At 55.6% G+C, this 26421-nt stretch carries 16 protein-coding genes and 3 pseudogenes; 13 read left to right on the plus strand and 6 right to left on the minus strand.

The features are described from left to right. Positions 1 to 67 precede the first annotated feature (67 nt). A complete protein-coding gene (locus tag ABX962_RS05840; protein WP_372717497.1) occupies positions 68 to 3076 on the plus strand; it encodes an FAD-linked oxidase C-terminal domain-containing protein in 3009 nt (1002 codons plus the stop codon). 123 nt (positions 3077 to 3199) lie between these two features. Here the strand turns inward: ABX962_RS05840 and fusA are convergent, their stop codons facing one another. Next, a complete protein-coding gene (gene fusA / locus ABX962_RS05845) occupies positions 3200 to 5287 on the minus strand; it encodes an elongation factor G (protein ID WP_372717499.1) in 2088 nt (695 codons plus the stop codon). A gap of 376 nt (positions 5288 to 5663) precedes the next feature. Here fusA and rpsR point away from each other — a divergent pair, with 376 nt between their 5' ends. From rpsR to ABX962_RS05875, 6 genes are all read left to right on the plus strand, one after another. Further along, on the plus strand, positions 5664 to 5942 hold the full coding sequence (rpsR, locus tag ABX962_RS05850) for a 30S ribosomal protein S18 (protein WP_231612237.1): 279 nt from the start codon (positions 5664 to 5666) through the stop codon (positions 5940 to 5942). Positions 5943 to 6196: 254 nt separating this feature from the next. Continuing rightward, positions 6197 to 6739, plus strand: coding sequence for an acyl-CoA thioesterase (locus ABX962_RS05855; RefSeq protein ID WP_372717500.1), 543 nt, complete (start codon positions 6197 to 6199; stop codon positions 6737 to 6739). Between the two features lie 87 nt (positions 6740 to 6826). Further along, positions 6827 to 8704 carry an ABC transporter permease gene (locus ABX962_RS05860; RefSeq protein WP_372717501.1) on the plus strand — a complete coding sequence of 626 codons (1878 nt, stop codon included), beginning with the start codon at positions 6827 to 6829 and terminating at the stop codon, positions 8702 to 8704. A gap of 104 nt (positions 8705 to 8808) precedes the next feature. Next, positions 8809 to 10614 carry an ATP-binding cassette domain-containing protein gene (locus ABX962_RS05865; RefSeq protein ID WP_372717503.1) on the plus strand — a complete coding sequence of 602 codons (1806 nt, stop codon included), beginning with the start codon at positions 8809 to 8811 and terminating at the stop codon, positions 10612 to 10614. 120 nt (positions 10615 to 10734) lie between these two features. Continuing rightward, a complete protein-coding gene (locus ABX962_RS05870; RefSeq protein ID WP_372717505.1) occupies positions 10735 to 12009 on the plus strand; it encodes a prepilin peptidase in 1275 nt (424 codons plus the stop codon). An 85-nt stretch (positions 12010 to 12094) separates the two neighbouring features. Further along, positions 12095 to 13129, plus strand: coding sequence for a hypothetical protein (locus tag ABX962_RS05875; RefSeq protein WP_372717507.1), 1035 nt, complete (start codon positions 12095 to 12097; stop codon positions 13127 to 13129). A gap of 499 nt (positions 13130 to 13628) precedes the next feature. On the opposite strand, the gene ABX962_RS05880 is transcribed toward ABX962_RS05875, so the two are convergent. The 3 genes from ABX962_RS05880 to ABX962_RS05890 all read right to left on the minus strand — a co-directional run bounded on the left by ABX962_RS05880 (position 13629) and on the right by ABX962_RS05890 (position 19382). Further along, complete coding sequence (locus ABX962_RS05880) at positions 13629 to 14996, minus strand: DUF58 domain-containing protein (RefSeq protein ID WP_372717509.1); 1368 nt, start codon at positions 14994 to 14996, stop codon at positions 13629 to 13631. A gap of 139 nt (positions 14997 to 15135) precedes the next feature. Then, positions 15136 to 16782: an arylsulfatase gene (locus tag ABX962_RS05885; RefSeq protein ID WP_372717511.1), complete on the minus strand. Its 1647-nt coding sequence runs from the start codon at positions 16780 to 16782 to the stop codon at positions 15136 to 15138. 167 nt (positions 16783 to 16949) lie between these two features. Beyond that, positions 16950 to 19382, minus strand: coding sequence for a PVC-type heme-binding CxxCH protein (locus ABX962_RS05890; protein ID WP_372717513.1), 2433 nt, complete (start codon positions 19380 to 19382; stop codon positions 16950 to 16952). Between the two features lie 475 nt (positions 19383 to 19857). Between ABX962_RS05890 and ABX962_RS05895 the strand changes: the two genes are divergently transcribed. Continuing rightward, the gene (locus ABX962_RS05895) at positions 19858 to 20271 is read left to right on the plus strand and encodes a hypothetical protein (protein ID WP_372717515.1); all 414 of its coding nucleotides are present in this window, start codon (positions 19858 to 19860) and stop codon (positions 20269 to 20271) included. A 159-nt stretch (positions 20272 to 20430) separates the two neighbouring features. On the opposite strand, the gene ABX962_RS05900 is transcribed toward ABX962_RS05895, so the two are convergent. Next, positions 20431 to 22119 carry an ABC1 kinase family protein gene (locus ABX962_RS05900; protein ID WP_372717517.1) on the minus strand — a complete coding sequence of 563 codons (1689 nt, stop codon included), beginning with the start codon at positions 22117 to 22119 and terminating at the stop codon, positions 20431 to 20433. Between the two features lie 270 nt (positions 22120 to 22389). Here ABX962_RS05900 and trxC point away from each other — a divergent pair, with 270 nt between their 5' ends. From trxC to ABX962_RS05925, 5 genes and pseudogenes are all read left to right on the plus strand, one after another. Further along, a complete protein-coding gene (gene trxC, locus ABX962_RS05905) occupies positions 22390 to 22809 on the plus strand; it encodes a thioredoxin TrxC (RefSeq protein WP_372717519.1) in 420 nt (139 codons plus the stop codon). Positions 22810 to 22900: 91 nt separating this feature from the next. Further along, positions 22901 to 23410, plus strand: coding sequence for an HlyD family secretion protein (locus ABX962_RS05910; RefSeq protein ID WP_372717521.1), 510 nt, complete (start codon positions 22901 to 22903; stop codon positions 23408 to 23410). Beyond that, positions 23385 to 23750: a hypothetical protein gene (locus ABX962_RS05915; protein WP_372717523.1), complete on the plus strand. Its 366-nt coding sequence runs from the start codon at positions 23385 to 23387 to the stop codon at positions 23748 to 23750. Before ABX962_RS05910 ends, ABX962_RS05915 begins: the two co-directional genes overlap by 26 nt. After that, positions 23747 to 24829: pseudogene (locus tag ABX962_RS05920) on the plus strand (ATP-binding cassette domain-containing protein). The gene ABX962_RS05915 and the pseudogene ABX962_RS05920 overlap by 4 nt, the downstream one beginning before the upstream one ends. A gap of 111 nt (positions 24830 to 24940) precedes the next feature. Beyond that, a pseudogene (locus tag ABX962_RS05925) lies at positions 24941 to 25923 on the plus strand (ABC transporter permease). A 66-nt stretch (positions 25924 to 25989) separates the two neighbouring features. On the opposite strand, the pseudogene ABX962_RS05930 reads toward ABX962_RS05925, so the two are convergent. Next, positions 25990 to 26421, minus strand: a pseudogene (locus ABX962_RS05930) (hypothetical protein); the annotation flags it as partial.

Raw genomic sequence — 26421 nt, forward strand, 5'->3', positions numbered from 1 at the left:
TCCCAGTCCTCATTCTCTTGGTTTGCGAACTTGACGAACATCGGCCATCCCACTCGAAGCACGCCGCATGGATAGCGAACGTCAACGAATTCAAGACGACCTGCGTGGCGTCGTGCGAGGCGAGGTTTTGTGCGATGACATCTCATGTCAATTGTATGCGACCGACGCAAGCATTTATCAGATGACCCCGCTTGGGGTTGTGCGGCCTCGCACCGCCGCCGACGTGATTGCCACTGTGCAATACGCGACCGAGCACGACTTGGCTATTCATCCTCGCGGCAGCGGCAGTGGGGTCTCGGGCGAATCGCTTGGCAATGGATTGCTGCTCGATTTTTCGTGCTTCATGCGGCGTGTGACGATCGACCGCGACGGAGCGACCGTAACGGTGCAGTGCGGTGCGGTTTTGGCGGAAGTCAATGCGGCGCTGGCGGCTTATGGGCGAACCTATGGCCCCGACCCGGCAACCCGCAGCATCACCACGATGGGCAGCGTGTTGTCGACCAATGCCTCGGGCAGCCACTATCTGCGAAGTGGATCAGCCCGCGATACGATCGAGTCGATGCGAGTGGTAATGGCTGATGGAAATCTGCTAACGCTGGCGAAACATCATCCTGATGAACCCACACCGCAAGGCCGATTGGCTCGCGGAATCGTTGAGATTGAAAATCAATTCCATTCGCTGATTGCAGCGCGCAAGGCGTCACCGAATTCACGCAGTGGCTATCGTTTTGATGGTGTGATTCTCGACGACGGTCACGTCGATTTGGCGAAGTTCATGGTGGGCACGCAAGGAACATTGGGGATCATCGTCGATGCGGTCGTCCGCACCGAACCGATTCCGACCCATCGCGGCGTCGCATTGTTGTTCTTTCGCCGCTTGGATTCCGCTGCTCGTTGTGCTCGCCGTGCATTGATGCATGGCTTGGTCGCATGCGATTTGATGGATCGTCGGCTGTTGCAAATTGCTCGCGAAACCGACTCGCGTTTTGCCGACCTGTTGCCGCGTGAAGCCGAAGCGATGTTGTTGGTGGAAATCCAAGGCGAATCGCTTGGCGATCTTTACGACCGGTTGGCGATCATTCGTCAAGAATGTGCCAAGGGACCCGATGCCGCGTTTGCCGCAGTCGACACGGTCCGCCCCTCCGAGCGTGATCTTTATTGGGCCCTTTCGCGACGTGTGATTCCGCGACTGTATCGTTTTAAAGGGAGTGATGCGCCGCAGCCATTTACCGAGGATATCGCGGTTCCGCCGGATCGCTTGCCTGCCGCGCTGATCGATATTCAAGACACGCTGCAGCGCAACCAAGCAACCGCGACCGTGTTCGCGCATGCCGGTCATGGACAGTTGCACATCCGTCCCTTCTTGAACCTAGCCAAGCCTCAAGACCGTGAGAAGCTTAACGATCTGTCCAATCAAATCGCGGAAGTCGTTTGGAAGCATGGCGGCGAAGTCAGTGTAGAGCATGCGGCTGGGTTGAGTCGTTCGCACTTGCTACCTCGCCAATACGGCCAATTGTGGCAAGCGATGGGCCAGATCAAGCGTTTGTTCGATTCGGTGCACCGGCTCAACCCCGGCAAACTGTTTGGCGCCGTTTTGCAAAAGCCCAACGAGAATCTTCGGCCGCTCGACAAAACCATCGAGGTCAGTCGCGGGAATCGAACCTTGATCGCAGCCGAGAAACCGGTCGTCGAAGATTCGGGGATTGCCTCAAAGCCGCTCGCCCAATTAGAAGTGTTTCAAATTTGGCCTCCCGGCGGCTCGGTGGCTCAGGTGACACGCGAATGCAACGGGTGCGGGCGGTGCCGTACCCATTCGTCCGCCGAACGCCAATGCCCGATGTTCCGTGCCAGTCATCGTGAAGAAGCGTCACCGCGGGCGAAAGCGAATCTGCTGCGTGGCGTGCTGAGCGGACAACTGAAGGTCGATAATCTGGCCGAGGATCGTGCCAAGGAGGTCGCCGATCTTTGTTTCAATTGTCATCAGTGTCGTGTGGAATGCCCCGCTTCGGTCAATATCCCCAAAATCGTCGGCGAACTCAAAGCACAATACGTTGCCACGAATGGATTGCCGCTTTCCGATTTGTTGCTCGGACGAATCGATACCATTGCGGCGGTGGCGTCTCAGATCCCTTGGCTTGCGAATTTGTTGATTCGAGGGCGTCTCTCTCGCTGGCTTGCCGATCGTTTGTTCGGTTTGTCAGCCGCTCGAGAATTGCCGCTGATCGCGAGTGAAACGTTCATGCGGTACGCTGCCAAACGCCGCTGGACGAAACTGAATCCGCATGGCGGTCTAAAAGTGGCCTACTTTGTTGACCATTTTGCAAACTATCACGATCCCGACATCGGTCGCGCCCTGGCTGAGATTTTGCAACACAATGGCATCGGCTTGTATGTTCCCTCGGGACAGGTCGCCAGCGGAATGGCTCGCATCTCGGCCGGTGACATTAAAGGAGCACGCCGAGTTGCCCGGCGCAACTTACGCGTTCTCGCCGAGGCGGTTCGGCAAGGCTATACAATCATTGCCACCGAACCCGCTGCGGTGCTCTGTTTGAAGCACGAGTATCCCAATTTAATGGATGACCAAGACGCCCACTTGGTTGCGGAAAATTCATTCGAAGCGTGCCAGTTTCTCTGGAATTTGCACCAGGAATCTCGGTTGTCGCTTGATCTCAACACGCTGCCAACCGAAATCGCCTACCACCAACCCTGCCATCTTCGCGTGCTCGATCCTGACGCTGCTGGCCCCAAGTTAATCGGTTTGATTCCGAAATTTGAAGTGCAGCAGATCGAGGCGGGCTGTACCGGCATGGCAGGCACATGGGGACTACAACGCAAGAATTATCGAAACAGTCTGCGAGTCGGTTGGCCATTGATCTCTGCGATGCGTTCGGCAGGGAATCGCACCGCAGCGACCGAGTGCAGCGCCTGTAAAATGCAAATCGAGCACGGAGCGGGGCGTAAGACCTTGCATCCAATCAAGCTGTTCGCATACGCCTATGGCCGCCTTCCCAAGCTCGAAAAAGAGCTCGACACGAAAAAGGTGGACACGAAAAAGGTGTCCGACACCTTAAAGTAAGAATAGGCAAGGTAAGGGGTTGCCCAGTCTGCCAAAAAGGTGTCCGACACCTTTTTTTACGAAACAACGGCGGCATGAAGGTCATGCCGCCGTTGGGTGATGGTTTTGCGAGAGGGCGATTGCTTACTTGGTGCCGACCAAATCCGCTTTACGCTTCGCTTCGATGATGTCGGCTTGGATGTTCGATGGAGTTTGGCGATAGGTCGCCAATTCCATTGTGAACGTTCCTTGGCCTTGCGTCATGCTTCGCAGGTCGGTGGCGTAGCCAAAGGTTTCTGCCAACGGGACTTCGGCCTTGATGATGCTGTTGCCTTCGATGATATCGTTGCTTTGCATGATTCCACGGCGGCGAATCACGTCACCTACCACGGTACCTTGGAAGTCCTCGGGGACTTCGATTTCAACGTTCATGATCGGCTCGAGCAACTTCGGATCGGCTTTCTTGAAATACTCGCGGAAGCAGCCTTGTGCCGCGGTGTAAAACGCCTTTTCCGAAGAGTCAACTTCGTGGAAGCTACCGTCATCCAAGTCGATTCGTGTTCCTACCACAGGGTATTCGGCCACGGGGCCTTTGCCCAGAATGTCGCGGAAGCCTTTTTCGATCGCAGGAATGTACTGCTTCGGAATACGGCCACCGACCACGTGATCTTCGAACTCGAAGCTGTCTTCGCTGTTCGATTCGATCGGGCTGAGCTTGCCCTTGATGTGAGCGAATTGTCCACTACCACCACTTTGTTTCTTGTGTTTGTAGTCGAATTCAACCATTTTGGTTGGGCTTTCGCGGTAGCTAACCTTCGGAGCGCCAACGATGATCTCGACGCCGTACTCGCGGCGAATTCGCTCGATGTAAACATCGAGGTGAAGTTCGCCCATTCCGCTGATCAGGATTTCGTTAGTTTCTTCGTCGGTAGCGACTCGGAAAGTCGGGTCTTCCTTGCGGAAACGTTGCAGCGCCTTGGCCAGTTTGTCTCCGTCGCTGCGGGTTGCTGGGGCGACTGCGATCTTGATAACCGGGTCAGCGATGAACATCGACTCGAGCGTACAGAAATCTCGCGATTCGGCGTACGTGTCGCCACTGGCCGAGTCGATACCCATGACGGCGATAATGTCACCGGCGGTCGCCTCTTCGATTTCTTCGCGTTTGTTACTGTGCATTCGCACGATGCGGCTGAAACGCTCGGACTTGGTCGTACGTTGGTTGACGTAGGTTTCGCCCTTCTTGATCGTGCCTTGGTAGACACGCATGAAGGTAAGCTGACCAAACGGGTCGTCCGCGATCTTGAACGCCATGCCAACGAAAGGACGCGAGGCATCGGGTAGCAACTCGATCTTGTTGGTCTCGTCTTTCGGGTCACGACCACGGATTTCACGATCGAGCGGGCTTGGCAAGTAACGAATCACCGCATCAAGCAAAGGCTGAACGCCTTTGTTTTTGTAAGCGGTGCCCATGAATACAGGCGTTGCTCCACCAAGAACCGCGTCGCGAGCGACCTTGTAGATCAATTCTTTAGAGACTTCTTCTTCGCTGAGAAGCAATTCCATCATTTTGTCGCTGTACATCGACAGCGCTTCGAGCATCTCGACGCGTGCTTCTTCGCACTCGTCTTTGATGTCCTCGGGAATGGGGGCCGAGATGACTTTTTCGCCTTCGTTGCCTTCGTGCAGGTAGGCCACCATTTCGATCAAGTCGACGGCGCCTTTGTAGTTCTCTTCAGCACCGATGGGGTACTGCATGAAGAACGCTTCGGCACCCAGCTTTTCGCGAAGTTGCTTCAGAACGCGGAACGGGTTCGCACCGGTTCGGTCCATCTTGTTGATGAACGCCAAGCGAGGAATCTGGTAACGCTTCATTTGGCGGTCGACGGTGATCGATTGGCTTTGCACGCCACCGACGCTACACAGAACCAAAACCGCACCATCAAGAACACGAAGCGAACGCTCGACCTCGACGGTAAAGTCAACGTGGCCCGGAGTATCGATCAAGTTGATCGGGTGGCCTTTCCAATGGACGCTGGTAGCGGCACTGGTGATCGTGATACCACGCTCTTTTTCCAGTTCCATATGGTCCATTGTCGCGCCGTCACCACCACCGCGAACTTCTTCGATCTTGTGGATTCGCCCGGTGTAAAACAGAATTCGCTCGCTGAGGGTCGTTTTTCCCGAGTCGATGTGGGCGCTAATTCCGATGTTTCTGAGTTTATCCAGCTTCATTTATCTTCACCTAAACATTGCACGCGGTATTTGAATTTCCCAAGGACATGAGTTTACAAATCATGTCTATTGTTCAGTCAGGACTTGGGAATGTGAGCACGCGGCATTTTGTACATTACCACCCGTCAACGCAGGATGACGCCTCGGATCGATTGGGAAATATGGCAAAGGTTTGGCAGATGCGAAAGGGCAAATATGCTCAATTCCCCTTGCATACATCTTTTCTTCACTGCATACTTCCCTGCTTCCCTCTAAGGCGAGTCGGCGGACCCGTATTGAGCCGTCGGCCTTCATCCGTCGCTAGCGGTACCCAATTTTGGGACGTCTGTGACGATCAAGCCCATTCGCCCTTAACAAGTTTACAGAGCAAATCCGAATGCCACCACGTCCAATGAGCACGCGAAGTCGTGCCCGCAAACGATCACGCGTCCGAACCCGGACCAAAAAGAAAGATCCAATTTTCGTCGATGGTCAACGACCACGGCCGATGTACGTCGATTACAAGGACATCGAGCTGCTGAAGAAGATGGTTAACCGTCAAGGCCGTATCGCGGGTCGTCGCAAGAGCGGCTGTACCGCTGCGAGCCAACATGCGGTCACCGCCGCGATCAAGCGAGCTCGTTTCATGGCTCTTTTGCCATTCGTTGGCGAGTAAAACTCGGCATTCAATTCTCGGCATTGCTGCCGAGAGGTCGATCTTTGGGCTCCCCAGCAGGGTGAGCCGTGGCTGGTGAGCGGCCGACTTAGAAAAATTATCACCCGACGCCTCAGCGAGGGATCTAAGTTGCCCGCATCACATTGTCGGCAAGTCCGCGCTTTGGCGAGTGTCACTACGGATTTAACGAGCCAGCGGGTTTAACGAGCCAGCCGTTTTCTTTCTCTGCGTGAATCTTTCGGTCATTGCTTCCCGTGTTTACCAGCCAACGCCGAGTCGAGTTTCGCGATACGGATGCGGCGGGAATTGTCCATTTTTCGGCATTTTTCCCGATGATGGAAGCGGCAGAACACGCCATGCTGCGGTCGTTGGGAATCTCGGTCATGGCCCGCCCTGCGGATCACGAGCATCCGAATTCCGAGCAGAACACCGAATCTCAGTCGGAAGCCAAATCTCCGGTTCATGTCACTTGGCCCCGCGTTTCGGCTCACTGTGATTACCGCGCTGCCGCCCGTTTCGAGGATATCCTCGATATCACAGTCACAGTGCTTCGGCTCGGCAGCAGTAGCGTCGAGTATGGAATTCGGTTTTCGCGATCCGTATCACCCGGTCAATCTGAGCAACCCGAGCAACCCGGCAAATCGGGAGCAACGGTGATCGCGGAAGGCCGATTGACCGCCGTTTGCTGCACCCTCTCCCCCGGCGGTAAGCTGAAAAAGACGCCGATTCCCGAAGACTTGCGGAAGTTGCTCGCAAAGCATCTCGATTCGCAAACCTTTTCTGCTGACCACGCGTAGTACCCCGAATCCTGGCTCAAGCTACGCCCGCAGCGGCATCCACAGCGTCGATGTTCTGCAGCGGGCTAGCGATGGATTTGAGTTTCAATGTGCTACTTTTCTGGTCGTTTTTCACCCTACGGTCGGCTCGACATGATTTCCTGTCCTGATTTCGCGGTATCCGATTTCCCAATGCTTAGCTTCGCATCTCTTCCTGGTCTTGCCTCTTCTGGTAGCTTTGCATGTTCGGATCTGACCGCGGTGCTGGGGCATCCCGCGTTGATCATCGGTTGGGCCAAGTGGATTCCAGCCTGGATTACCCCGCTATGGGTGCTTTCGATTGGGTTGCTGCTTGGTGCGATCGCGGTGGTGGCGGTTTACGGAGTATTGTCGCTTTTATCACTCGTTCCTCCGCTGGGCCAACTTGCGGACAAGCCTCGTCGAGGCATCACGGCGTCACTGATTGTGGGGGGCGTGATCGCAGCCGGATTGTGTGCGACTTACATCCCGATCGCGGGCGAGTATTCCAATACTTTGTTTCTGCCGTTGATCTGTATCGGATTGGTGCTCGGATTCGGCGTGATTTACGGAATGTGGCATCGCACGCGAAGCGAATGGGCTGCGATGGTGGGTGAAGGGGTGATCCCCTATCTGTTGTCGACGATGGGGGTGTTCGCGGTCATCGGTTTGGCAGGGACTCCGTTTGTTGAAAATCCACAGTCGATCCTCGATTCGGTCGCCGCAGTGAATTTGGTGGGTGATGGAACCGAACGCATCGTGGTCACGGTCCCGGCGTCACCGGACCTGCCCGTGGGCGAGTCTCCCTTTGTGCCGGCGAACATTGATTACCAACTTCGCAGTGTCACAGGCATGACGATTGAGAGTGATCGTACGGTTTTGCTGGGGGATTCGGTTGATCCTGCTGGTTTTGGCCGCACGCCTCAACGCGTCAACGAAGGCGAAAAACTAGTCTATAGCTACGAAAATCGTGATCAGCCTCCGATTCCTTCGGACCCGACTCGGTTGCACATTCAGAACCGCGAAATCGACGACGCGACCGTGGTTTTCACCTTTAACAATCAACCGATGGTCCCCCAAGCGAGTTCGATTGTGGTGATCGCTTTCACCTTCTTTCTAACGCTGACGGGCTTGATCGTGTTCCGCCAAGCGGCCCCACGCGTTTGGGCTTTGGCGTTGTCGACGGCGAAGAATGAAATGGCTCAGCCGCTGTATCTGCTGCTTTTAGCGATTGGTTTGTTTGGGGTGCTGCTATTTGGAATCTATCCGTTTAACACGCTCGGTGACGATATCCGCTTGCTCAAAGACAGCGGCGTGACGTTGATCATGGTGCTGGGAATGGTGCAAGCGGTGTGGAGTGCAGGGACTTCGGTCAGCGAAGAAATCGAGGGACGTACTGCATTGACGGTGCTCAGCAAACCGGTCAGCCGGCGATCGTTCATCCTTGGTAAATACGCGGGGATTATGTTGTCGGTGTTGGTGCTGTTTGTGATCCTGTCGGCGGTTTTGACGGTCGTGATTAGCTACAAACCGATCTACGATGCTCGTGAAACAGCCAGTGGCGACACCGTTTGGCAGACCGGGCATGACGAAATTATGACGACGCTTCCCGTGCTGGGGTTGTACTTGATGGAAACGATGGCGATCGGTGCGATCGCAGTGGCTTTGGCAACGCGATTGCCGTTATTGGCCAATTTTATCACCTGTTTTGTCATCTACGTGATCGGAAACTTGACCTCGCCGCTGGTGGCGTCAGCACGTGACAACAACGAATTAGTGGGGTTTGTTGGGAAATTAATTGCAGTGGTGATCCCTAACTTGAACATTTTTAACGTCCAAGCGGCAGTAGATACAGGAAATCAGATCCCAGCGATCTACTTGGCCGGTGCTTTTAATTATCTTGTATGTTTCTCGATCGCAATTTGGATGCTTGCGATGTTACTTTTTGAGGACCGCGACTTGGCTTAGCATTTGTGGGAAAGCCCCCTTTCCCACCTACGCCTTGGCTTAGTGGCGGCAGTGAAATGCTTGCCGCCAAGCAGATCCTTTCCTAAGCCAACGAGGTTCGACTGATGAGTAGACTTGCGGCACCACGAAGTGAACCCGAAGCGAGTGGTGCATGGACGACATACATCTGGGCATCGCTCGCGGGACTGCTTGTCCCTGTGATTGTCGGCCTGGTGGGGCTGATCGCAGTACTGCTGGATTCCAAAGGTTTCGTCGGCAACCAAGTGCGGCTTGGAACGCACCTTAGTATATTTCTGCCCGAGCCGTTTACGGCCCAGCGTCCGCTCGTCCAATTGGCTCAGTTGGTCGGTATCACCTTTGTGGTGGCGTGCCTGTTTTCGCTGGCGGTTTGGTTGCACCGCCGCGATGCGGACTCCAAGGCTCGCAACGTTACCAAGTCACTGCATCGCAAGGTACTGCAGCAGAGTTTGCGTCGTGCCGAAATCGAAGGCGCTGCGGCTCAATACGTTCGTGCCGAGCAACTGATTGGCACTCATTTACCAGCGATCCAAAAAGGGCTCTCGATGTGGTATCGAGCAGTCCCGCGAAGTGTGTTGATGTTGGTGGGATGTGTTGCCGTTGCCCTGTTGGTGAATGTTTGGTTGGCGTTGTTGGCGGTCGTCAGCGGGATCATGCTTTGGCAGCTATATCAGCGGCTGCGCTACCGCAAAGGCGACGAGATTGCAAATTGGGAGGTCCCCCGCTCGCGTCGACGGATGGCCGAGATTGTCGGGCAAGCTCCGCTGCTGGCGCGTTTGCAAACGCAGGGGTTGGCCGATCGATCGTTCGAATCCGAGCTTGATTCGTTGTACCGACGGTTGACTGCCGAAGAATCTCGCTCGGGGCAATTGTGGCCGCTGCTGTTTCTGGCGACCTCGGTCGCGGTGGCGGTGTTGCTGCTGGGGCTGGGGGCCAATTTGTTGATTGGTGATAGTGGTTTGAGTGTGCCGTCGGCACTCGTTTTGGGATTGGCCCTGGGCGGTGCGATCGTCAGCGCCGATCGACTCGCCAAATTATCCTTTCAGTTAAAGGAAAGTGAACCGTCGAGCGATGCGATCTATTTGTATCTGCAGCGCAGCGATGATGTCGCGCCGAGCGAGCAGCGAGTGGGGTTGGCGGGGCTTCGCGACTCGGTTCGAATCGATGATGTGACATTGAAGGATTCGACAGGCAAAGCGATCCTGAGGAATTTGAGCTTGCAGTTGACACCCAAAAGTTTTGTGGCGTTACTCGGCACGGAAACGGTGTCGACCCGAGCGCTGACGGAATTGATTATGGGGTTCGGTCGTCCAACCGAAGGTCAAGTGTCGATCGATGGGATCCCTTTGCTGGACGTTCACCCGCAGGCGCTCGCGCGTAACGTGATGTGGGTTGAGCCGTCCGGGCCGCTGTGGGACGGAACGATCGCGGAAAACATTCGTGGTGGTGACGAGGACATCAACAACCGCGATTTGGTCGAGGTGCTCGAGAGTCTGAATGTGTACGAGCAATTGCAGCGGTTGTCCGAAGGGCTCAACACCTACGTGACCGTGGGCGATTCGCTGTTGTCGCCCGAGATTACGTTCGCAATTGGAATTGCCCGTGCGATCTTGCATAAGCCTGCTGTCGTGATCGCGATGGAGCCGCCTCCGCCCGCAGAGCATTTGCCGGACGACCCAAGTTTGGCGGGGCTGAAGCGATTGGCCGAATCGGGGGCTTTGGTGGTGGTGTTGCCACGGCGCTTGCAAACATTGCGGTCGGCTGATCGTGTTGTGCTACTAAACGGGCCACGGATTGCCGGCGAAGGCAAGCATGCCGAGTTGTTGTCCAACAGCGATCTGTATCGCCATTTGAATTACTTGCTATTCAATCCGTATCGTCATCAAAAATAGGCGGCTTTGCCAGCGAACCTGCGGTGAAGATCGCCCGCCGGTTCCGCCGTTACAAGCGACCCTTGAAATCCGTTATGCTACCCGCCTACTTTGGTTCATCGGACGTTTTTGGGTCGACACGTGTTTGATTTTTGGCTCACGCTCTCACTGAATTTACGATTAGCGTTGCTGGCGATTTTCGGGTTGCTCAGTGGCGCGTTGGCCAACCATGTGATCTACACGTGGTGTTGGTTCGCACGTCCTATTTCACCTTGGGCACCTCCGTCGCCTAAAGCGGCAAAACGTCTCGCCAGCGATCGCATTCCGCTAGTGGGTTGGTTATCGCTTCGCCGCGAAGCGGCGGTTCATGGCCGTGGATTTTGGATCCGACCGATGTTGATCGAGATCGGATTGGCGATTGCGATTCCCGCGTTGTACATGTTCGAGACACAAAATGGCGGTCTGCTTGCGGAATCGCTGCGTGTGCCACAGGTTCTCAGCATGCCGTGGTTGATCACAAGTGGACACCGAGTTTTCCTCGGACACGCCGTGTTGTTGGTACTGATGGTGGCGGCCACCTTCATTGACTTTGACGAGCAAACGATCCCCGACGAAATCACGATCCCCGGCACACTGTTCGCTTTGCTATTAGGAGCGATTTCCGACTGGGGGTTCATGCCGATTTCGTTGCCGATTGGCGGTCCTGCGATCGAGCTGGCTCGCGCCACGTTCGAGGCTCCGTGGTTCCCTGCGTTAGGAAAATGGTGGACCCCTACCGGGCTGTTAACGGGATTGGCGATATGGAGCGGTTGGTGCTTTGCCTTGGCGGATCGTCGTTTGATTTTGCGAAAAGGGGTTGGCAAAGCGATCGAGTTTTTCTTGGCGGGGCTAGTGCGTCATTCGACTTGGAAGTTGCTGCTCGCCATTTGGGTCACAGGTTTGGTCGCGATTTCGATTGTCTTCCAACTCGGCGGCGCGCATTGGCATGGGCTGTTTACCTCGTTGGTCGGTTTAGCGGTCGGTGGTGGCGTGATTTGGGCGATCCGCATCATTGCGTCCAGCGCGATGGGAATGGAAGCGATGGGGTTTGGCGATGTGACGTTGATGGCCATGATCGGAGCGTTTCTAGGATGGCAGGCTGCCGTCGCCGCCTTTTTTCTCTCTCCCTTTGCTGCCATTGTGATCGTGGTGTTCCAGTTTGTTATCACGCGGGAACCTCGAGTGCCGTTTGGCCCCTATTTGTGTGCCGGCGCGGCAATGACGGTGATTGGATGGGACCGCGTGATGAACCAGTGGTTCCTGCCGAATCTGTCGATTCTGGGCGGTTTTATCCTCTGGCTCTGTTTGGCGATGCTCGGTCTAATGGGGATCATGTTGTTTGTTTGGCGGCAGATTAAACAGCGTTTGTTTGCTTAGCTTGAACAATATCGCCACTTCTTTGAAGTGGCGAATGTGTTGCGGCTGAGGATACGCATCCCTAACAGTGGACTGGGACAAATCGATGATTGTGATTGCCCGACGTTATGGACAACTCGGTAACCGATTGTGGCTGTATGCCCACATGATCGCTGCGGCGACCGAGTACGGCGTGACCGTCGCCAACCCAAGCTTTGCCGAATACGCCGATCTGTTTCCCTCGACACGCAACGATTTGTGGTGCCGCTACCCGATGGTTTCGGAGCCCGATCAGACGCCACGCCAGCAGGCGGCACCGTCTCGCCGAACGCGAGATTGGTTGGCCCAGGGGGTCTATCTCTCGGCCAAAACGCTTTATACGTTGCGACTGCGAAACTATCCCGCCAATGTTCTTCGGATCAAAGGTGACCAGAGTTACGACCTCGGCAGCGATGCGTTTCGCGAACTCGCAACGAGTGGCCGGCCGGTGATGGCACTGGGATGGCAATTCCGTAGCGAATCATTACTGGCAAAACATGCCGCGGCCGTTCGTCACCATTTCCATCTTGGCCCCGAACATGGTGAGCCGGTGGGGGAGTGTCTGTACCAAACGCGGCAAAGCAGCGACGTCGTGATTGGCATCCACATTCGCCAAGGCGACTATGCGACGTTTCTGGATGGCCGTTATTACTATGAAGTCCGCGATTACGTGGCAACAATGCGCGAAGTGCAAGCTCAGCTCTCCCCTCGCCGCGTGACGTTTCTCGTTTGCACCAATGTGCCCTATCACGAATCGGACTTTGCCGGATTGGATGTGCAATTTGGTCCCGGCGTTGCGCTGCAAGACATGTACGCATTGGCGGAAACCGACATGATCATCGGGCCTCCGAGCACGTTCACGATGTGGGCGTCCTTTTATGGCGGTGCACCGCTGGCAATGATGAAGCGGTGTGACGACAAAATCGAAGTCGAGTCGGTTGCACCCGAGTTGTTCCAATCCAATCCAAGCAGCACGAAGTATCAAATCGTGCAAGGGAAGTTGTCCGAGTTGAGTGCAAGTGAGCTCGCTGATGTTTTCGGTTTCCGCCCACCAAGCGAACGTTTTTCAAGCGAAGCAAAGTCATTCGAGTCAAATTCCTAGGCGGAGACGTCGGGTCAAGTCGCGACAAGCGACGCAGATCCGTCAGAACACTTCACCTCCCCAAAACTTGTTTTTGGGGAGGTCCGTTCACTAGTGAGTCATCAGAGGGGGGAGAATCAGGCAGTGTAAGTTCAGCGCAACCAGTGGTCTCCATTAGGCGTTTAGGAACCGCACGTTACCTCGCCCGAGCGTCAGCTTGGGAGAGGTCGGACGGGCCCCACAGGCCTCGTCCGGGTGAGGGCCGACCGCGCAAGCTTGATGCGGCGTTCGACTCGGATTGCTCGGTCGCCCCTCACCCGAGCAATCGCTAAAGGCTCTGCTCGACCTCTCCCAAACTGCGTTTGGGAGAGGTGACAGTACGCCAGCGGAATTCTGGATGTTGCCTCGGCAGTCTTATCCAGGTCGGAGGGTAAATACCGCCGCCGCGCCGAAACTCCGCTTCGCTCCGCTGCGTTCCGGCCTACAAGAACTACGAAAACGACGGGGACTTCAGCTGCTGCTATCGTGTCATCACTTCGCGGCAGACGTCCGATACGGCGTCAGCCGATGCCAAGTGAAACGTTGGAATTCGGCTGGCGATCAAGGGGCCTGCGGCTGCGGAATAGTCGTTGATATCCAGTGCATTGATGATCACCGCAACGGCTCGGCCACGACGTGACAATCCGATCAATGCCGCCAACGACTCAGGCGGACAGTGCTGCAGGATCACCAACACCGTCGTTTCGGACGAAATTTTGGATTCCGCTTCGACCAACAACTCGGCCAGCGTTAGCCCGTCGGTCCGCTCGAGTCGTGCCAACGTGCGGATCATTTCACGCAGCGCCACGGGGCCTCGTGTCGCAGGCTGTGCGACCGGCATCAAACGATCACTTTCGTTTCGCATCGACGCAGCTGCCGTCACTTGGTCGCGGACTCGATAATCACCCACCCAGCCTTCGGTGCGGATTCGGTCGGCTGCGTCGCGTCCATTGGTGACCAAGCCAAACGGTTCACCCGCATCATGCAGTGCATGGGCAATCGAAGCGGCTGCGGTCACCGCCAAATCACTTCGCACCGGTTCATGCTTCGATGGATTGGTCGCGACGTGTAAATCCAATACCAATGTTGCCCCGGCAATCGACGAGGGTTCATAGATTTTGCTATGCAGTGTTCCGGTCCTCGCCGTGGCGGCCCAGTGAACACTGCGAAGCGGATCGCCGGTCTGCCATCGACGAATGCCCCGCAGTCGCGTGGGATCGTCCATTACATTGTCCCGCATTCGGATCTCGCCGATCGGACGCCTTGACCCAATATCGTATGTCGATAACGCCACCACATTGGGCAACACCGTGACATACTGAGGCTCGGTGCCAACGCGATAGCGTCGATACAGCCCCATCAGATCACCCGTTTCTAGTACCGTCGGCCCGATTTGAAAGTAGCCTCGTCGACGACATGTCACTTTGTAATGCAGCGATTTCGATTGGCCTGCCCACAGCATCATCACCTGCACTCGGTCGCCGTCGATCTCGAGCGCCGATGTCGAAACCGCGCCGACCTGGATCGCTGGCCGCGGCAGCAAGTCTTCGACCAAGATCCACAAGATCGGCAACCGGCTTTGATTGGTAAGCATGATTTCGACGTCGATCACCGAGCCGAGTTTGTGTTCGACATTCCCGCTGTGCCGCACCGCGACAGTCGAATCTGTCCAGCTGTTGGCAAGGAACCAATTGACTCCGACAAGAATCGCGGCGGCCACCGCCGCTAGAACCCACAGCGACGCACCAAACAGCATGCCAAACAGCAGCACCGCACAGATCCCTGCCACCATCCCAAAGCTCAGCTTGGGAGCGTCGGAGTGCGATTGGGCAGCCGTGGTGGAGGACATTAGTGAGTCACACGCGTTCGAATTCACCTCCCCAAAGGGGAGGTCAGAGTCGGCGGTAGCCGGCTCTGGGTGGGGTTCGGAGTGTTAGGGAATAGACGCTACAAGTTTCAGTGTCACCAGCCCTCCCCGGCCGTTCTGGTTAGCGGCCGTCGCCGGTGTAAATGATCGTGGCTCCTTGCGGTGCCTGTGGCCAAGGTGTCGTCCCAGGAGCCCACTCGGTTGGCTGGGTTTTGCGAACCTGGTTCACGGATTTGATCAACCAATCCGGAGCCGATTTGTTTTCCTGCATCCCGTAAACATACGGCAGCGGCGGGTCCATCAACATCGTCTTCTCGCCTAGCGGCGGTCGCTCGCTGCCCGCTTGCTTTAAACGTGCCGACAACCGAGCGACCACATCAGGATGCTGCTCCGCGACATCGGTTGTTTCACTCGGATCGTTTGCGACGTTAAACAACATCTCGCCCATCAATTTGAAATCACCCGAGCGAATCGTTGGCAACCGAACGCTGCCGCTGACTTCAAAAATAATCTCCTCTCGCGGACTCGCCTCTCCATGGACAATCGTCTCGGTCATGTCGATCCCATCAATCGGATAGGGGCCGCTCGCGTCGCCGCCGGCGATATTGGCAAACGTGGGTAGCAGGTCAACGATGTGAATCATCGCGTCGTTGGTCGAGCCGGGATGAATATGTCCAGGCCACCGCATCACGCAGGGAACTCGCACGCCGCCTTCGAAGGTTGTGTTCTTGGTTCCGCGGTAAGGCCGATTCATCTCTTCGGTCAAACCGCCATTGTCGTTGGCAAAGATCACCAACGTGGTCTGCTTAAAGCCATGCTGGTCCACTGCACCGACAATTCGTCCGATCGCATCATCCAAACACTTCAGCGCTGCTTCACGCGGTGTGTATTTGTCGGTGTATCGCGGCACTTGTTCGATCGGTCCATGGACGGCGTTAAACGGCACATAAATAAAGAACGGTTGTTTAGCAGTGTTTGCATCCGCTTGACCCGCTCGCTCCGAAATCAACCGCACCGCTTCGTTCGCGATCAAATCGGTGGTGTACCCTTGCTCTTGAATCGGTTGCTGATTGCGGTGCCAATCGTAAACCGCATAGCGCGCCGGGGCGTTGTGAGGAATGGTGTAGTTGTTGTAGTCGATCCCCCAAGCATAGTGACCGTATTGATGATCAAAACCTTGTCCCATCGGTAAGTGTTCGGGCAACCATTCGCCACAATGCCACTTGCCTGTGATCGCGGTGAAATAGCCGACGTCCGACAATACCTCCGCCACGGTACGTTCTTTGGTATCCAGTGCATGGATTCGCCGCGTCTCTTCGCCGCGTTCGTTTTTTGCAAGCGTCAAGCCCAGCTTTTCCAGGTAGCTCGGTTTGCCAAAATCTTCACTTCGCCAATCCATCCAATTGCGGAACGCGTAGCGTCCCGTCATCAGTGCGCCCCGGCTCGGTGCACAAACCGAATGCGTATAAAACTGAGTTAGTTTCACACTCTGGCTCGCCAGCCGGTCCATGTTCGGTGTCAACTCGGCATTGCCGCCATTAAAACCGGGCTCGGCCCAGCCCATGTCGTCGGACAACATGAACACAATATTGGGACGCTCGGCGGATTGAGCACTCAGCTGCGGCGTTTCGACGACAAAAAAACAAGCGACCAACGTCATCGCGACGGCAAATCGAGCACCGCCGCGTAAGACTGCCCGCCAGCGTTTTGGTGGGACGCCAGCCAGACGTGTTGACCGGCACGACGTGCGGGCTAGCGAGTGAATCATTTTAGTTCCGTGGGTCGAGGAGCGAAGGAAATGTTTTGTACCGCGACGCGTGATTTTTTAAACACACAGCCTGACTATTCTCTTTGCCGAGGTTTCGTAGGTCAATTGCCCGCTGCCATTATGGCTCCGCCTCTCAAGGTCAAATCAGGACGAAGCTCTTATTCGCCTTACGAATCACTCTCACTCAGAAAGGCAATCAGGTCCGCCAATTCGTCGAGCGTCATGCTGTCTTCGAGTCCGACGGGCATGATCGATTTTTCACTTGGTTGCAGTTGCTCGATCTGTTCTCGTGGCACTTCAAAAATATTGCCGTCGGCTCCCTGCAGACGCAGTCGATTCTTAGCCCCAGGACGATCCATTTTTAATCCCGTCAAAACATGACCATCGCTCGTCAGCACGTTCCAGGGAACGTACAGCGGCCCCACTTCTTTGCTAGGATTCAAAATTGATTCGAGCATTCGAGGACGAGTCATCTGCCCCGCCACTCGCGTCAGGTCGGGCCCCGTGTTGGTCCCACGGCCTGAGTGCATGTGGCAATTCGAGCATCCGCGGCGAAAGAACACGCGGCGTCCGGCGTCCACCTGTTGGCTGTGGCCGACCAATTGCATCCATCCCGCGATGTTTTCTCGGCTCGGGCGAGCCGCATTGTCGCGGCGAACGTTCGTGTTGCGAACTCGCTTCGCTTCCGCCCGCAATATCGCAGGTTGTTTGGGCAATGACAAACGATTGATGATCGCCGCGTAACTCGCCGCCTTGGGAGACAATCCCGCAATCGCGTCGGCACGCGTCTGTTCGTCGACCATCTCGTTCGCTGCAATGTTTGCCAGTTCATCAAAAGAGTGGTCGGTCCCGCGAGCGACCAACAATCGAACCACTTCAAGGGACAGTTCGCGGCCGGTTTTTCCATCGACGTATCCGCCGAGTTCTTGATCACTCGGCGAGGTTGCATCGGAAGGTAGTCGCTGTAACGCGAGACCGCGAAGACGGGCCGAGCGAGTGGTGTCGCCTGCGAATTCGATCAACCGCTTCTCGATCGCGGGATCGCGGCTCTTTCCCGATGCGCCCCCCGTTTCCAAATAAGCGATCGTCGCAATCGTAGCCGAGAATACGGGCGGCGATAGACGATCCTGTTTTAATAACGCCGTGATCGCGGGCAGTTGCTCTTTGCACATCCGCTCTGCCGCCCAACGCAACGCCGTCAACACCACGGCATCCGAATCGGCCTCCAATCCTGCGGTAATCAACGCCTCACGCGTCGTCGCAGGAACACTCGCCGGATCACACAGTTCTTTCCATCGCCACGCTAACATCTGTCCCACTCGTTGCTGGGCATGGGGCAACGCTTTTTGACCGAGTGCCGTCAGTTGATCGTGACCGACCAAGCCTGTGATCGCGGCTTGGCGAATGAACGGATCATCGCTTTGCAGGGCGGACAAACGCCCGTCGAGTGTGGTGGTTTCCGATTCCGCCAACTGTGATGCTTCTTTTTCCGCTACCGTGAATCCAGGCAGTGAATTGGTTTCGATCGGTGCGTCCGCAACACGACTCAGTCGCCACAATCGGCCTTTGCCGTGCACGGGGTAACTGCGGTCGACCCAATCGGTGAAGTAGAGCGAACCGTCTTTGGCGATCGCCATCGCAACGGGGCGAAAGTTTTCGTCGCCTTGGACAACGACTTCCGTTTTGCTCGTCCACGATGCACCCTTGGGATCGAGTGAATAGCGTTCGATGCGATTATCACCCCAACTGGTGACCCACAAATGAGAATCGAGCTGGATCACCGCGCAGGCCGCTTCGCCGGTTCCCGCCATCATCGGCAACGTGCCGGGGAATTCGCCATTCCATGATTGAAGTGGATGGATACCCGCACGGCCAAAACGAAACTGGAATCCATAATCGCCGCCGGGGACGATATGCATCAAGCGATTGGGCGGCATCGAGTCGGGATCGTTCCCGGCGGCCCACAGTCGGTTGGCCGAGTCAAAACACAATCCAAACGGATTCCAAAATCCGGTGGCGACACGTTCCACACGAGTGCCATCGGTTTTGCAGCGAAACACGTTGCCTCCTTCGCCACCGCCGACTTGTTTCGATCCGTCGCTGCCGATGAGTTGGTAGGGTTCGCCAAAGTTTTCGCCTTGCCCCACGTACAGCCATCCATCGGGTCCGAGTGTTAGTCCGCCGAGTCCATTGTGCGGGTAGTTTGCCGACGTTTTATGCGTCAGCAGCACGACGTGTTGATCGGCGATGCCATCGTCATCCGAGTCACGAAGTTTCACCAGTTCGCTTCGCGTGGAAACGGCAAACCAGCCTTCGCCTAAATTTACGATGTTCATCGTTGCCACGCCTCCTTCGTGAAAGAGACGTTGTCGGTCAAGCACCCCGTCGCCATCGCTGTCGTCAAAGCGGTAGATGCGATCCGTTTTTGGACCGTCGTAATCATCGGGCGGGAAATGGGTATGGCATTCGATTGCCAGCAGTCGCCCATGGTCGTCGAGACAGCATCCCGTGGGCGTCACCAAATCAGGCTCGGACGCGATTTGGGTTAACTGCCAATTGGAATCCAGTACCCGAGGCATCTCCTCGGCAAACGATGGCAAACTGCAAATTCCGAGGACTAAGGCAAGCGTGGTTGCAGCGGAGTGGTTTCGCAGGAGACGCCACCCTCTGTGGCAATATCGAAGCTTGTTAAAACAGTTTGGCATGGATGGCTTTGCAAAAAATAGGTTGGGGGTTGGGGCGGGACGAGAAGGGGGCGTCGGCGAAGTCGTCGATTATACCGTCCGCTGTCCTTGCGTGCTTTGCGGCGAAAATGGCACGCGAATTTGCGTCACGCAAAAACAGAGACGCTAACGCACACGCCCAGCTTGCTATCGCATGTGTCGGATTCGCACATATGGACGAAAAGATGGGCGTAGGTGCCCGACCGCATATGGACCTTTGCAGGGGGGACACGCTGCTGCGCCAGACATTGTGGCGTTTGCCAGACTGGGATTCGCTTTGGTACGTGTGTTGCTTTTACGAGACGGTGATGTTTCCAAGAAACAAACAATCGACACACAAGGACCCTAGCCAATGACCATCAGTGTTAACTCCGCCGCCGAATCCCACGCCGACCATCGTCATTGGAAAAGTGACGTCGAGTGCTGGAGCGAAGACATCCAGAATTGGCGAATGGAACATTGTGCAGCGATTGTGCAATTGCAGGAGGCGGTCAAACGGATCAATGAGCATGGCAAAGCACTCGACGAGCATGCTAACGCCGTGGCATCACTGAAAACGTCGCTCGAGGCTCATGAGAAAAATTTGGCGGCCAGTTTGCAACACGGTTCTGACGCGGCGATTGACGGCAGAATGAACGACCAGCACGCGAAGCAGTCCGAATTGCATCTGCGTCAACAGAACGCTCACGAGCGAATGAAGAAGCATCACCATCAAGCGATGGCGAAAGTCGCGATGCTAAAGAACGCACTTGAGGAGGCCTGTTAGAAGAGGAGGCCTGTTAGTAAGGGAGGCCTGTTATAATTCGCGAGACCGGTTAGGCCCCCTGTCGTCACATCGACAGGCCGAACCGCCGCAGGGCAAAGATCCGGCGGTGCGGTGGTTGGGATGATGCCATCCGTTTCGCATCCAGCGGATGGGCACCACTTAATCGTCGTCGCCGATGCGGTGTGAATGACGGATGGAACGGGTGATGCCGTACCCCATCATCACGGCGACGGCACATCCGATAAATCCGGGGACGGAGATGCCCAGTAACAGCGGCGGCACCAGACTGCTGCATAACGAGGCTGAACCGATGAACAATGCTGCCGTCAAAATCCCCAGCACGAGTCGGTTGACGATGGGTTCGAGCCGTCGATGTTGCAGGTGAACGTCAAATTTTCCACGTTTGAAATTGTGCAAAATGTCTGCCGCATCTTTGGGCAATACACTCATCAAATGTTCCCAGTCGTCGACGTTTGACTTGATCCGAGCGTAGACTTTTTTGGGCGAAAAACGACGTAACATCGCTTTTTTGCCATACGGTTCGATCAATTCAGCCAAACAAAAGGTGGGGCTCAACTGATGCGCCGTCCCCTCTAACATCACCAACACCTTTAGCAACATCGCCACTTTGGCGGGCAGATAGATACGGTGTTCGCGAATAATCTCGACGATCTCGTGCAGACAGCCACTCAAATCAAACTCGCCAAGTGATTGATACGCGTATTCGTCGATCAATTCTTGGATCGCCGACATCAACTCAGGTTCATCAAACCCAATCGGAACTTCGCCCACACTTGCAACCACTTCGGTGATCTTGGCTGCGTCTTGTCCGACAGCGGCAATCAAACCCAATTCAAGGTAGTTTCGCAATTCATTATCGATGCGTCCCACCATGCCGCAATCGAGGATGCCTAATTCCGTGAGCCCATCGCTGCCGGAGACTCCGGGCAGCGGATTGGCCAACACCATCAAGTTTCCTGGGTGGGGATCGGCGTGGTAGAAACCGTCGCGAAAGATCATCTCCACAAACAGACTGGCACCGCGGCGGGCCATCGCGTCCAAATCGATCCCGGACGCTTCGAGTTGCGACTTCTCTGATAGACTGATCCCTTCGAAACGCTCCATCGTCAGCACTCGGCGAGAGCTGAGGTGGGGGTAGGCTTTGGCGAATCGAATCCCCGGTTCGTCGGCAAAGTTCCGTCGAAAACGCTCCATGTTTCGTAACTCGCGATCAAAGTTCAACTCCTTCATCAAGGTTCGTTGGAACTCTCGCATCGTATGCACAGGGCGATATGGACGCAGCCGCGTCGATTGCTGTTCGGCGATCTCGGCCAATTTTGTCATGATTTCCAAGTCATTGACAATGCGTTGTTCGATACCGGCATGTTGAACCTTGACGACGACCGATTGACCCTCGTGTAGCGTCGCCCGATGGACTTGCCCGATCGAAGCGGACGCCATCGCCGCCGGTTCAAACTCGGCAAACAGGGTGTCGATCGTGGCCCCCAGTTCTGATTCGATCATCGCCACCACCACGTTGGCTTCGTCGGCGGGAGTGTTCGCACGCAGTTGGGCCAGTTCATCGGCGAGCGGTTTTCCCACCAAGTCAGGACGCGTGCTGAGGACTTGGCCAAGCTTAACAAAGGTGGTTCCAAGCTCGGTCATCGCGACACGAATTCGCTGCTCCGTCGTCAGTTCCTCGTCCTCGCAATGGCCTCGAATGCGGTTGAGCCAAGGAATCGGGATGTTGGACAACCAGTCGGCCAATCCGTGTTTGGCAAGCACCGCCACGACTTCGCGAAATCGGTCGGCATTACGGACGAGTTGGGGGACGTCGATTAGATCCATGGGCGTGTGTTCGGTAACGTTTTTAAATATAACAAAGGGAGCTGCGGCACGGATGCAATCATAGCAACGCAACCGACGTGCCGCCGATGGCATATTCGCAGGCCGAATCAAGTCGCGACACGCGACGCAGGTCCGGCAAGATGCGCGATCCGCTGCGATAATATTCGCCATTAGCTGGCACCCGGTTTGCTCGTTTGCCAGGGTGATGACAGTACGACTGCCATCGCAAACCTCATTCGCAATCAAGACACTCAACAAGGAACGTCTACCGTGAATCTCGTCTGTTCGGAATGTGGGGCAGTGAATCGGGTGCCCAAGTCAAAGTTCACGGACAAACCGGTTTGTGGCAAGTGCAAAACCTCGCTGCTACCGAACCATCCCGTGGACTTGTCTGCAGATTTGTTCGCGAAGTTCATCACACGCACCGAGCTGCCGGTGCTTGTCGATTTTTGGGCACCATGGTGTGGCCCGTGTCGGATGATGGCACCTGCGTTTGCGACGGCGGCCGAAGAGTTGTCGGCTCAGATGATCCTGGCCAAGCTGAATACTGAAGATGCTCCGCAGATTTCGTCTCAGTTTGGAATCACAGGCATTCCGACCATGATTCTGTTCCAACGCGGCAACGAATTGAATCGCCAATCCGGAGCGATCAACTCGCAACAAATCGTTGCGTTTGCGCGTCGAGGTTGATCTTTGCCCGGATGGAGTTATCGCATCGGTTTTCTGCGAGAATATGTTTTCGTAGTCGTGGGAATATTGTAATCCCCGTGAGGCTACCTGTATGACCAAGCGATTTGTTCTTGTCAGCTTGTTCATCGGTGTGCTTGTCGCCTTGGTGTATTACAGCAAATGGTCGGCTGAGCCCGCCCACGTTTCGGGCGTCATCGAAGCTGACGAGATTCGGCTCGGCTCTCGCGTCGGTGGACGTGTCGCTCGCGTGCTGGTCGAGGAAGGTGAAACGGTTCAAAGCGGCGATGTGCTGGTGGAACTGGAACCTTTTGATCTTTTGGAACGCGAAGCTCGGTTGGAGTTTGCACTGGCGGCACGCGAAGCCGAACTGGCTCGTTTTGTCACAGGTTTTCGCGAAGAAGAAAAGCTGCAAGCCAAAGCGAAATTGGATCAATTGCAAGCGAGATTCGATCTGTTGACCCAGGGGCCTCGCAAGGAGGAAATCGAAGCGGCGCGAGGCCGATTGGTGCTCGCTGAAACCGCCAAACGACTTGCCGAACAAACCTTCGAGCGACAATCAAAGCTGGCTCGCAATAATGCGGTTTCCACTCAGGAGCATTGACAATGCTAAAAAGGCACTCGAGGCGGCTTCGGCGAACGTCGTCGTTCGACAGCAGGAACTCCGTCTGCTGGAAGCCGGAACTCGCGAAGAAGAACTGCGCGAGGCGGCGGCGAATGTCGAACAGGCACGTCAAGCTTGGCAAATGATGCTGCACGGTTATCGCCCTGAGGAAATCGAACAAGCCAAAGCATCACGAGATGCGGCACAGGCGGAGCTCGATGCGATCCGGCGTCAAAAAGAAGAATTGCATATTAAAAGCCCGACCGATGATCGCTTGGATCAATTGCGTCCCGGTTTGATGGCCGATGTCTGGTTGGATTCGGCAGGTGCCGGCGAATGAATCCATCGTCCGCTGATTCGTACCCAGCATCCGATCCCGATGCTGACGCTGTTATTGATGTTCACTCGCTGACGCGTTCTTTCGGTTCGCTGGTGGCCGTCCGTGACGTTAGTTTTGCGGTACAACGCGGATCCATTTTTGGTCTGTTGGGACCCAACGGCAGCGGGAAATCGACGATCATTCGCATGTTACTTGGGATTTTGCCGCCGAGTGGGGGTGATGCGAATGTGCTTGGGTTAGACATCCGCCGCGATGCGGAACGGATCAAGCCGCGAGTGGGTTAGATGTCGCAACAATTCAGTCTGTATGGCGATCTGTCGGTCCAAGAGAACCTCGATTTTTACGGCCGCATCTACGGACTCGATGCAGATCAATTATTGCAGCGACGCGATCAAGTGCTCGGCTTGACGGGGTTGGGAAATCGACTGCCTCAGTTGACGCGTACGTTGTCCGGCAGATGGAAACAGCGATTGGCATTGGCGTGTTCGTTGATTCACGAACCCGAAGTGTTGTTTCTTGACGAATCGACCGCAGGCATTGATCCCGTCGCCCGCAGACAGTTGTGGGATTTGTTGTTCGAATTGTCTGGCCGTGGGGTGACGCTGTTTGTCACGACGCACTACATGGATGAGGCGGAACGATGCAGCGAAGTCGGTTATCTCTATCAGTCGAGGCTATTGGTCCTAGGCAAGCCTCATCAATTGAAAGAGTTACCCGAAGTGAATCCGGCGGGAACGCGGCGGTTCGAAATCCGGTTGCCGAGTCCGGCGCGTCACCTCGTGCCGCTTCGTCAGGTCCCCGAAGTCCACGATGCTACCTTGTTCGGCGAGACGATCCACGTGTTGATGGATCAAACACGCTCGCCCGCGGACGTGCTGCGTCAACTCGATATCTCCCCTGCGGAAGAGACGCGTGAAATTGCTCCCAGCTTGGAAGATGTCTTTGTCACGTTGACTCGCAACGCCGAGCGGCGATCAAGTTCGCAAGCCGAATCAAACGAAGCCTCCTCACCCATTATCCCCGATGCGACGGATTCGCCTGTAACCTCTCGCAAACCCGTTGTTGCAAATCAATTGTAGGGTTCGGTATCCGAGTCGGCCGCCACCACGCACGGGACGTGGACCGGGTTGTGGGCAGTGTTGATCAAAGAACTCGTGCACATTCGCCGCCAACCGACGACGCTATTTTTTATGCTGGTGATCCCGGCGATGCAAACGATCATTTTTGGCTACGCGATTGATACACAGATTGAGCACATCCCGACGGTCGTCTTTAACATGGATGGCCGTCAACTGTGGCGAGAGCTAACCGCTGCGTTTGAAAATACGCGTCGATTCCAAATCAACGGTCACGTCAGGGATGAAGAGTCATTTCAGCGATCGCTTTCATCGGGAAATGCAAAGGTGGGGATCCGCATTCCACCAAATTATGTCGACCAACTGTTGCGAGGCGAACAAACTCGTTTGCAGGTTTTGATTGATGGCAGTGATTCGCAGGTGGCGATGACGGCACAAAGCACCGCGCAACTGTTGGGAATGAATTTGTCGATCCAATTGGCACGCAAGAAAGGAGATGCGTTGCAATTGGCTCCCGCCCGCGACGCGTTCGGTACCGGTGCGCTACCGATCGATGTGCGAACACGCATGTTACACAACCCAGATTTGGATAGCTCGCATTTCTTTGTCCCTGGCTTGGTTGGAATCATCCTGCAGTTGGTCACGCTGTTTCTGACCTCGTTCGCCGTTGTCCGCGAACGGGAACTTGGCACCCTCGAGCAATTGTTCGTAACACCGGTGGGACGCACTGGATTGTTGCTTGGCAAGTTGCTTCCGTACGCGTTGGTAGGCTTCGCTTCGCTAGTTCATTGGCCTTGGGGTTATTAGTTTCGACGATTGCGAAAACCCAGCTCGAAGCGTTCCAGTTTGCCTTTGTGATCATGTTGCCCTCGGTGTTGTTGTCGGGCTTTGTGTTTCCCCGCAGCGAAATGCCACTACCGATTTACTTGGTGACGTTTGCGATCCCCGTGACTTACTACATTGAAATTCTTCGTGGCGTGGTGCTGCGGGGGGCGGACCTCATCGATCTGATGCCGTGGGTGATCGGGCTCAGCATTTGTGGGGTGGTTGTCCTCACCTTGAGCGTCGCGCGCTTCCAAAAACGGCTCCGTGGATAATTCGGATGCCATCTGCGACGTGGAAGTCATCCACACTGGGATGACGAGTCAATGGATGGGCCGGATTTAGGAAACGGTCGGGTGACGTCCCTTGAAAGTCGGCTGCATTTGGCGAGGGGCTTGCAGCCAGCCCTGCTCGACATACCACTGAGCGGTTTGGGCAAGTCGTTGATACAGCGATTGGTCAGGAACAAAACCGGTATCGCGATTGAGTGCTTCACTGGAACAGGTCCATGAACCCGCCGTCGCTTCGCGGGCTTTATCCAGATTGAGAATATTGGGGTGGCGAGTCACATGAGAAACAAGTTCGTTGACCGCCGCGATACACCACACCGCCGTTTTGGGACTGCGGATCACCCAGGCATGATAACGTCCAAACGTTCGGCCGATCATACGTCCAAGTTCGGCGTACGTCGGATTCTCGCCATCAGCGGCAAAATAAATACCGGTCGCGTCACTGGGATTCGTTGACACGCGACGGCCTTGGCTGGCCGCTAA

This window comes from Novipirellula sp. (genome assembly GCF_041583735.1).
Lineage (GTDB): Bacteria > Planctomycetota > Planctomycetia > Pirellulales > Pirellulaceae > Novipirellula.

Excerpts from the sequence above, each read along its gene's own strand:
- ABX962_RS05880 (WP_372717509.1), bottom strand. The coding sequence starts at position 14,996 with ATGTCCTCCACCACGGCTGCCCAATCGCACTCCGACGCTCCCAAGCTG.
- ABX962_RS05865 (WP_372717503.1), top strand. The coding sequence starts at position 8,809 with ATGAGTAGACTTGCGGCACCACGAAGTGAACCCGAAGCGAGTGGTGCA.
- ABX962_RS05910 (WP_372717521.1), top strand. The coding sequence starts at position 22,901 with ATGACCAAGCGATTTGTTCTTGTCAGCTTGTTCATCGGTGTGCTTGTC.
- ABX962_RS05900 (WP_372717517.1), bottom strand. The coding sequence starts at position 22,119 with ATGGATCTAATCGACGTCCCCCAACTCGTCCGTAATGCCGACCGATTT.
- ABX962_RS05875 (WP_372717507.1), top strand. The coding sequence starts at position 12,095 with ATGATTGTGATTGCCCGACGTTATGGACAACTCGGTAACCGATTGTGG.
- ABX962_RS05895 (WP_372717515.1), top strand. The coding sequence starts at position 19,858 with ATGACCATCAGTGTTAACTCCGCCGCCGAATCCCACGCCGACCATCGT.
- rpsR (WP_231612237.1), top strand. The coding sequence starts at position 5,664 with ATGCCACCACGTCCAATGAGCACGCGAAGTCGTGCCCGCAAACGATCA.
- fusA (WP_372717499.1), bottom strand. The coding sequence starts at position 5,287 with ATGAAGCTGGATAAACTCAGAAACATCGGAATTAGCGCCCACATCGAC.
- ABX962_RS05840 (WP_372717497.1), top strand. The coding sequence starts at position 68 with ATGGATAGCGAACGTCAACGAATTCAAGACGACCTGCGTGGCGTCGTG.
- ABX962_RS05860 (WP_372717501.1), top strand. The coding sequence starts at position 6,827 with ATGTGCTACTTTTCTGGTCGTTTTTCACCCTACGGTCGGCTCGACATG.
- ABX962_RS05915 (WP_372717523.1), top strand. The coding sequence starts at position 23,385 with ATGCGGTTTCCACTCAGGAGCATTGACAATGCTAAAAAGGCACTCGAG.
- ABX962_RS05885 (WP_372717511.1), bottom strand. The coding sequence starts at position 16,782 with ATGATTCACTCGCTAGCCCGCACGTCGTGCCGGTCAACACGTCTGGCT.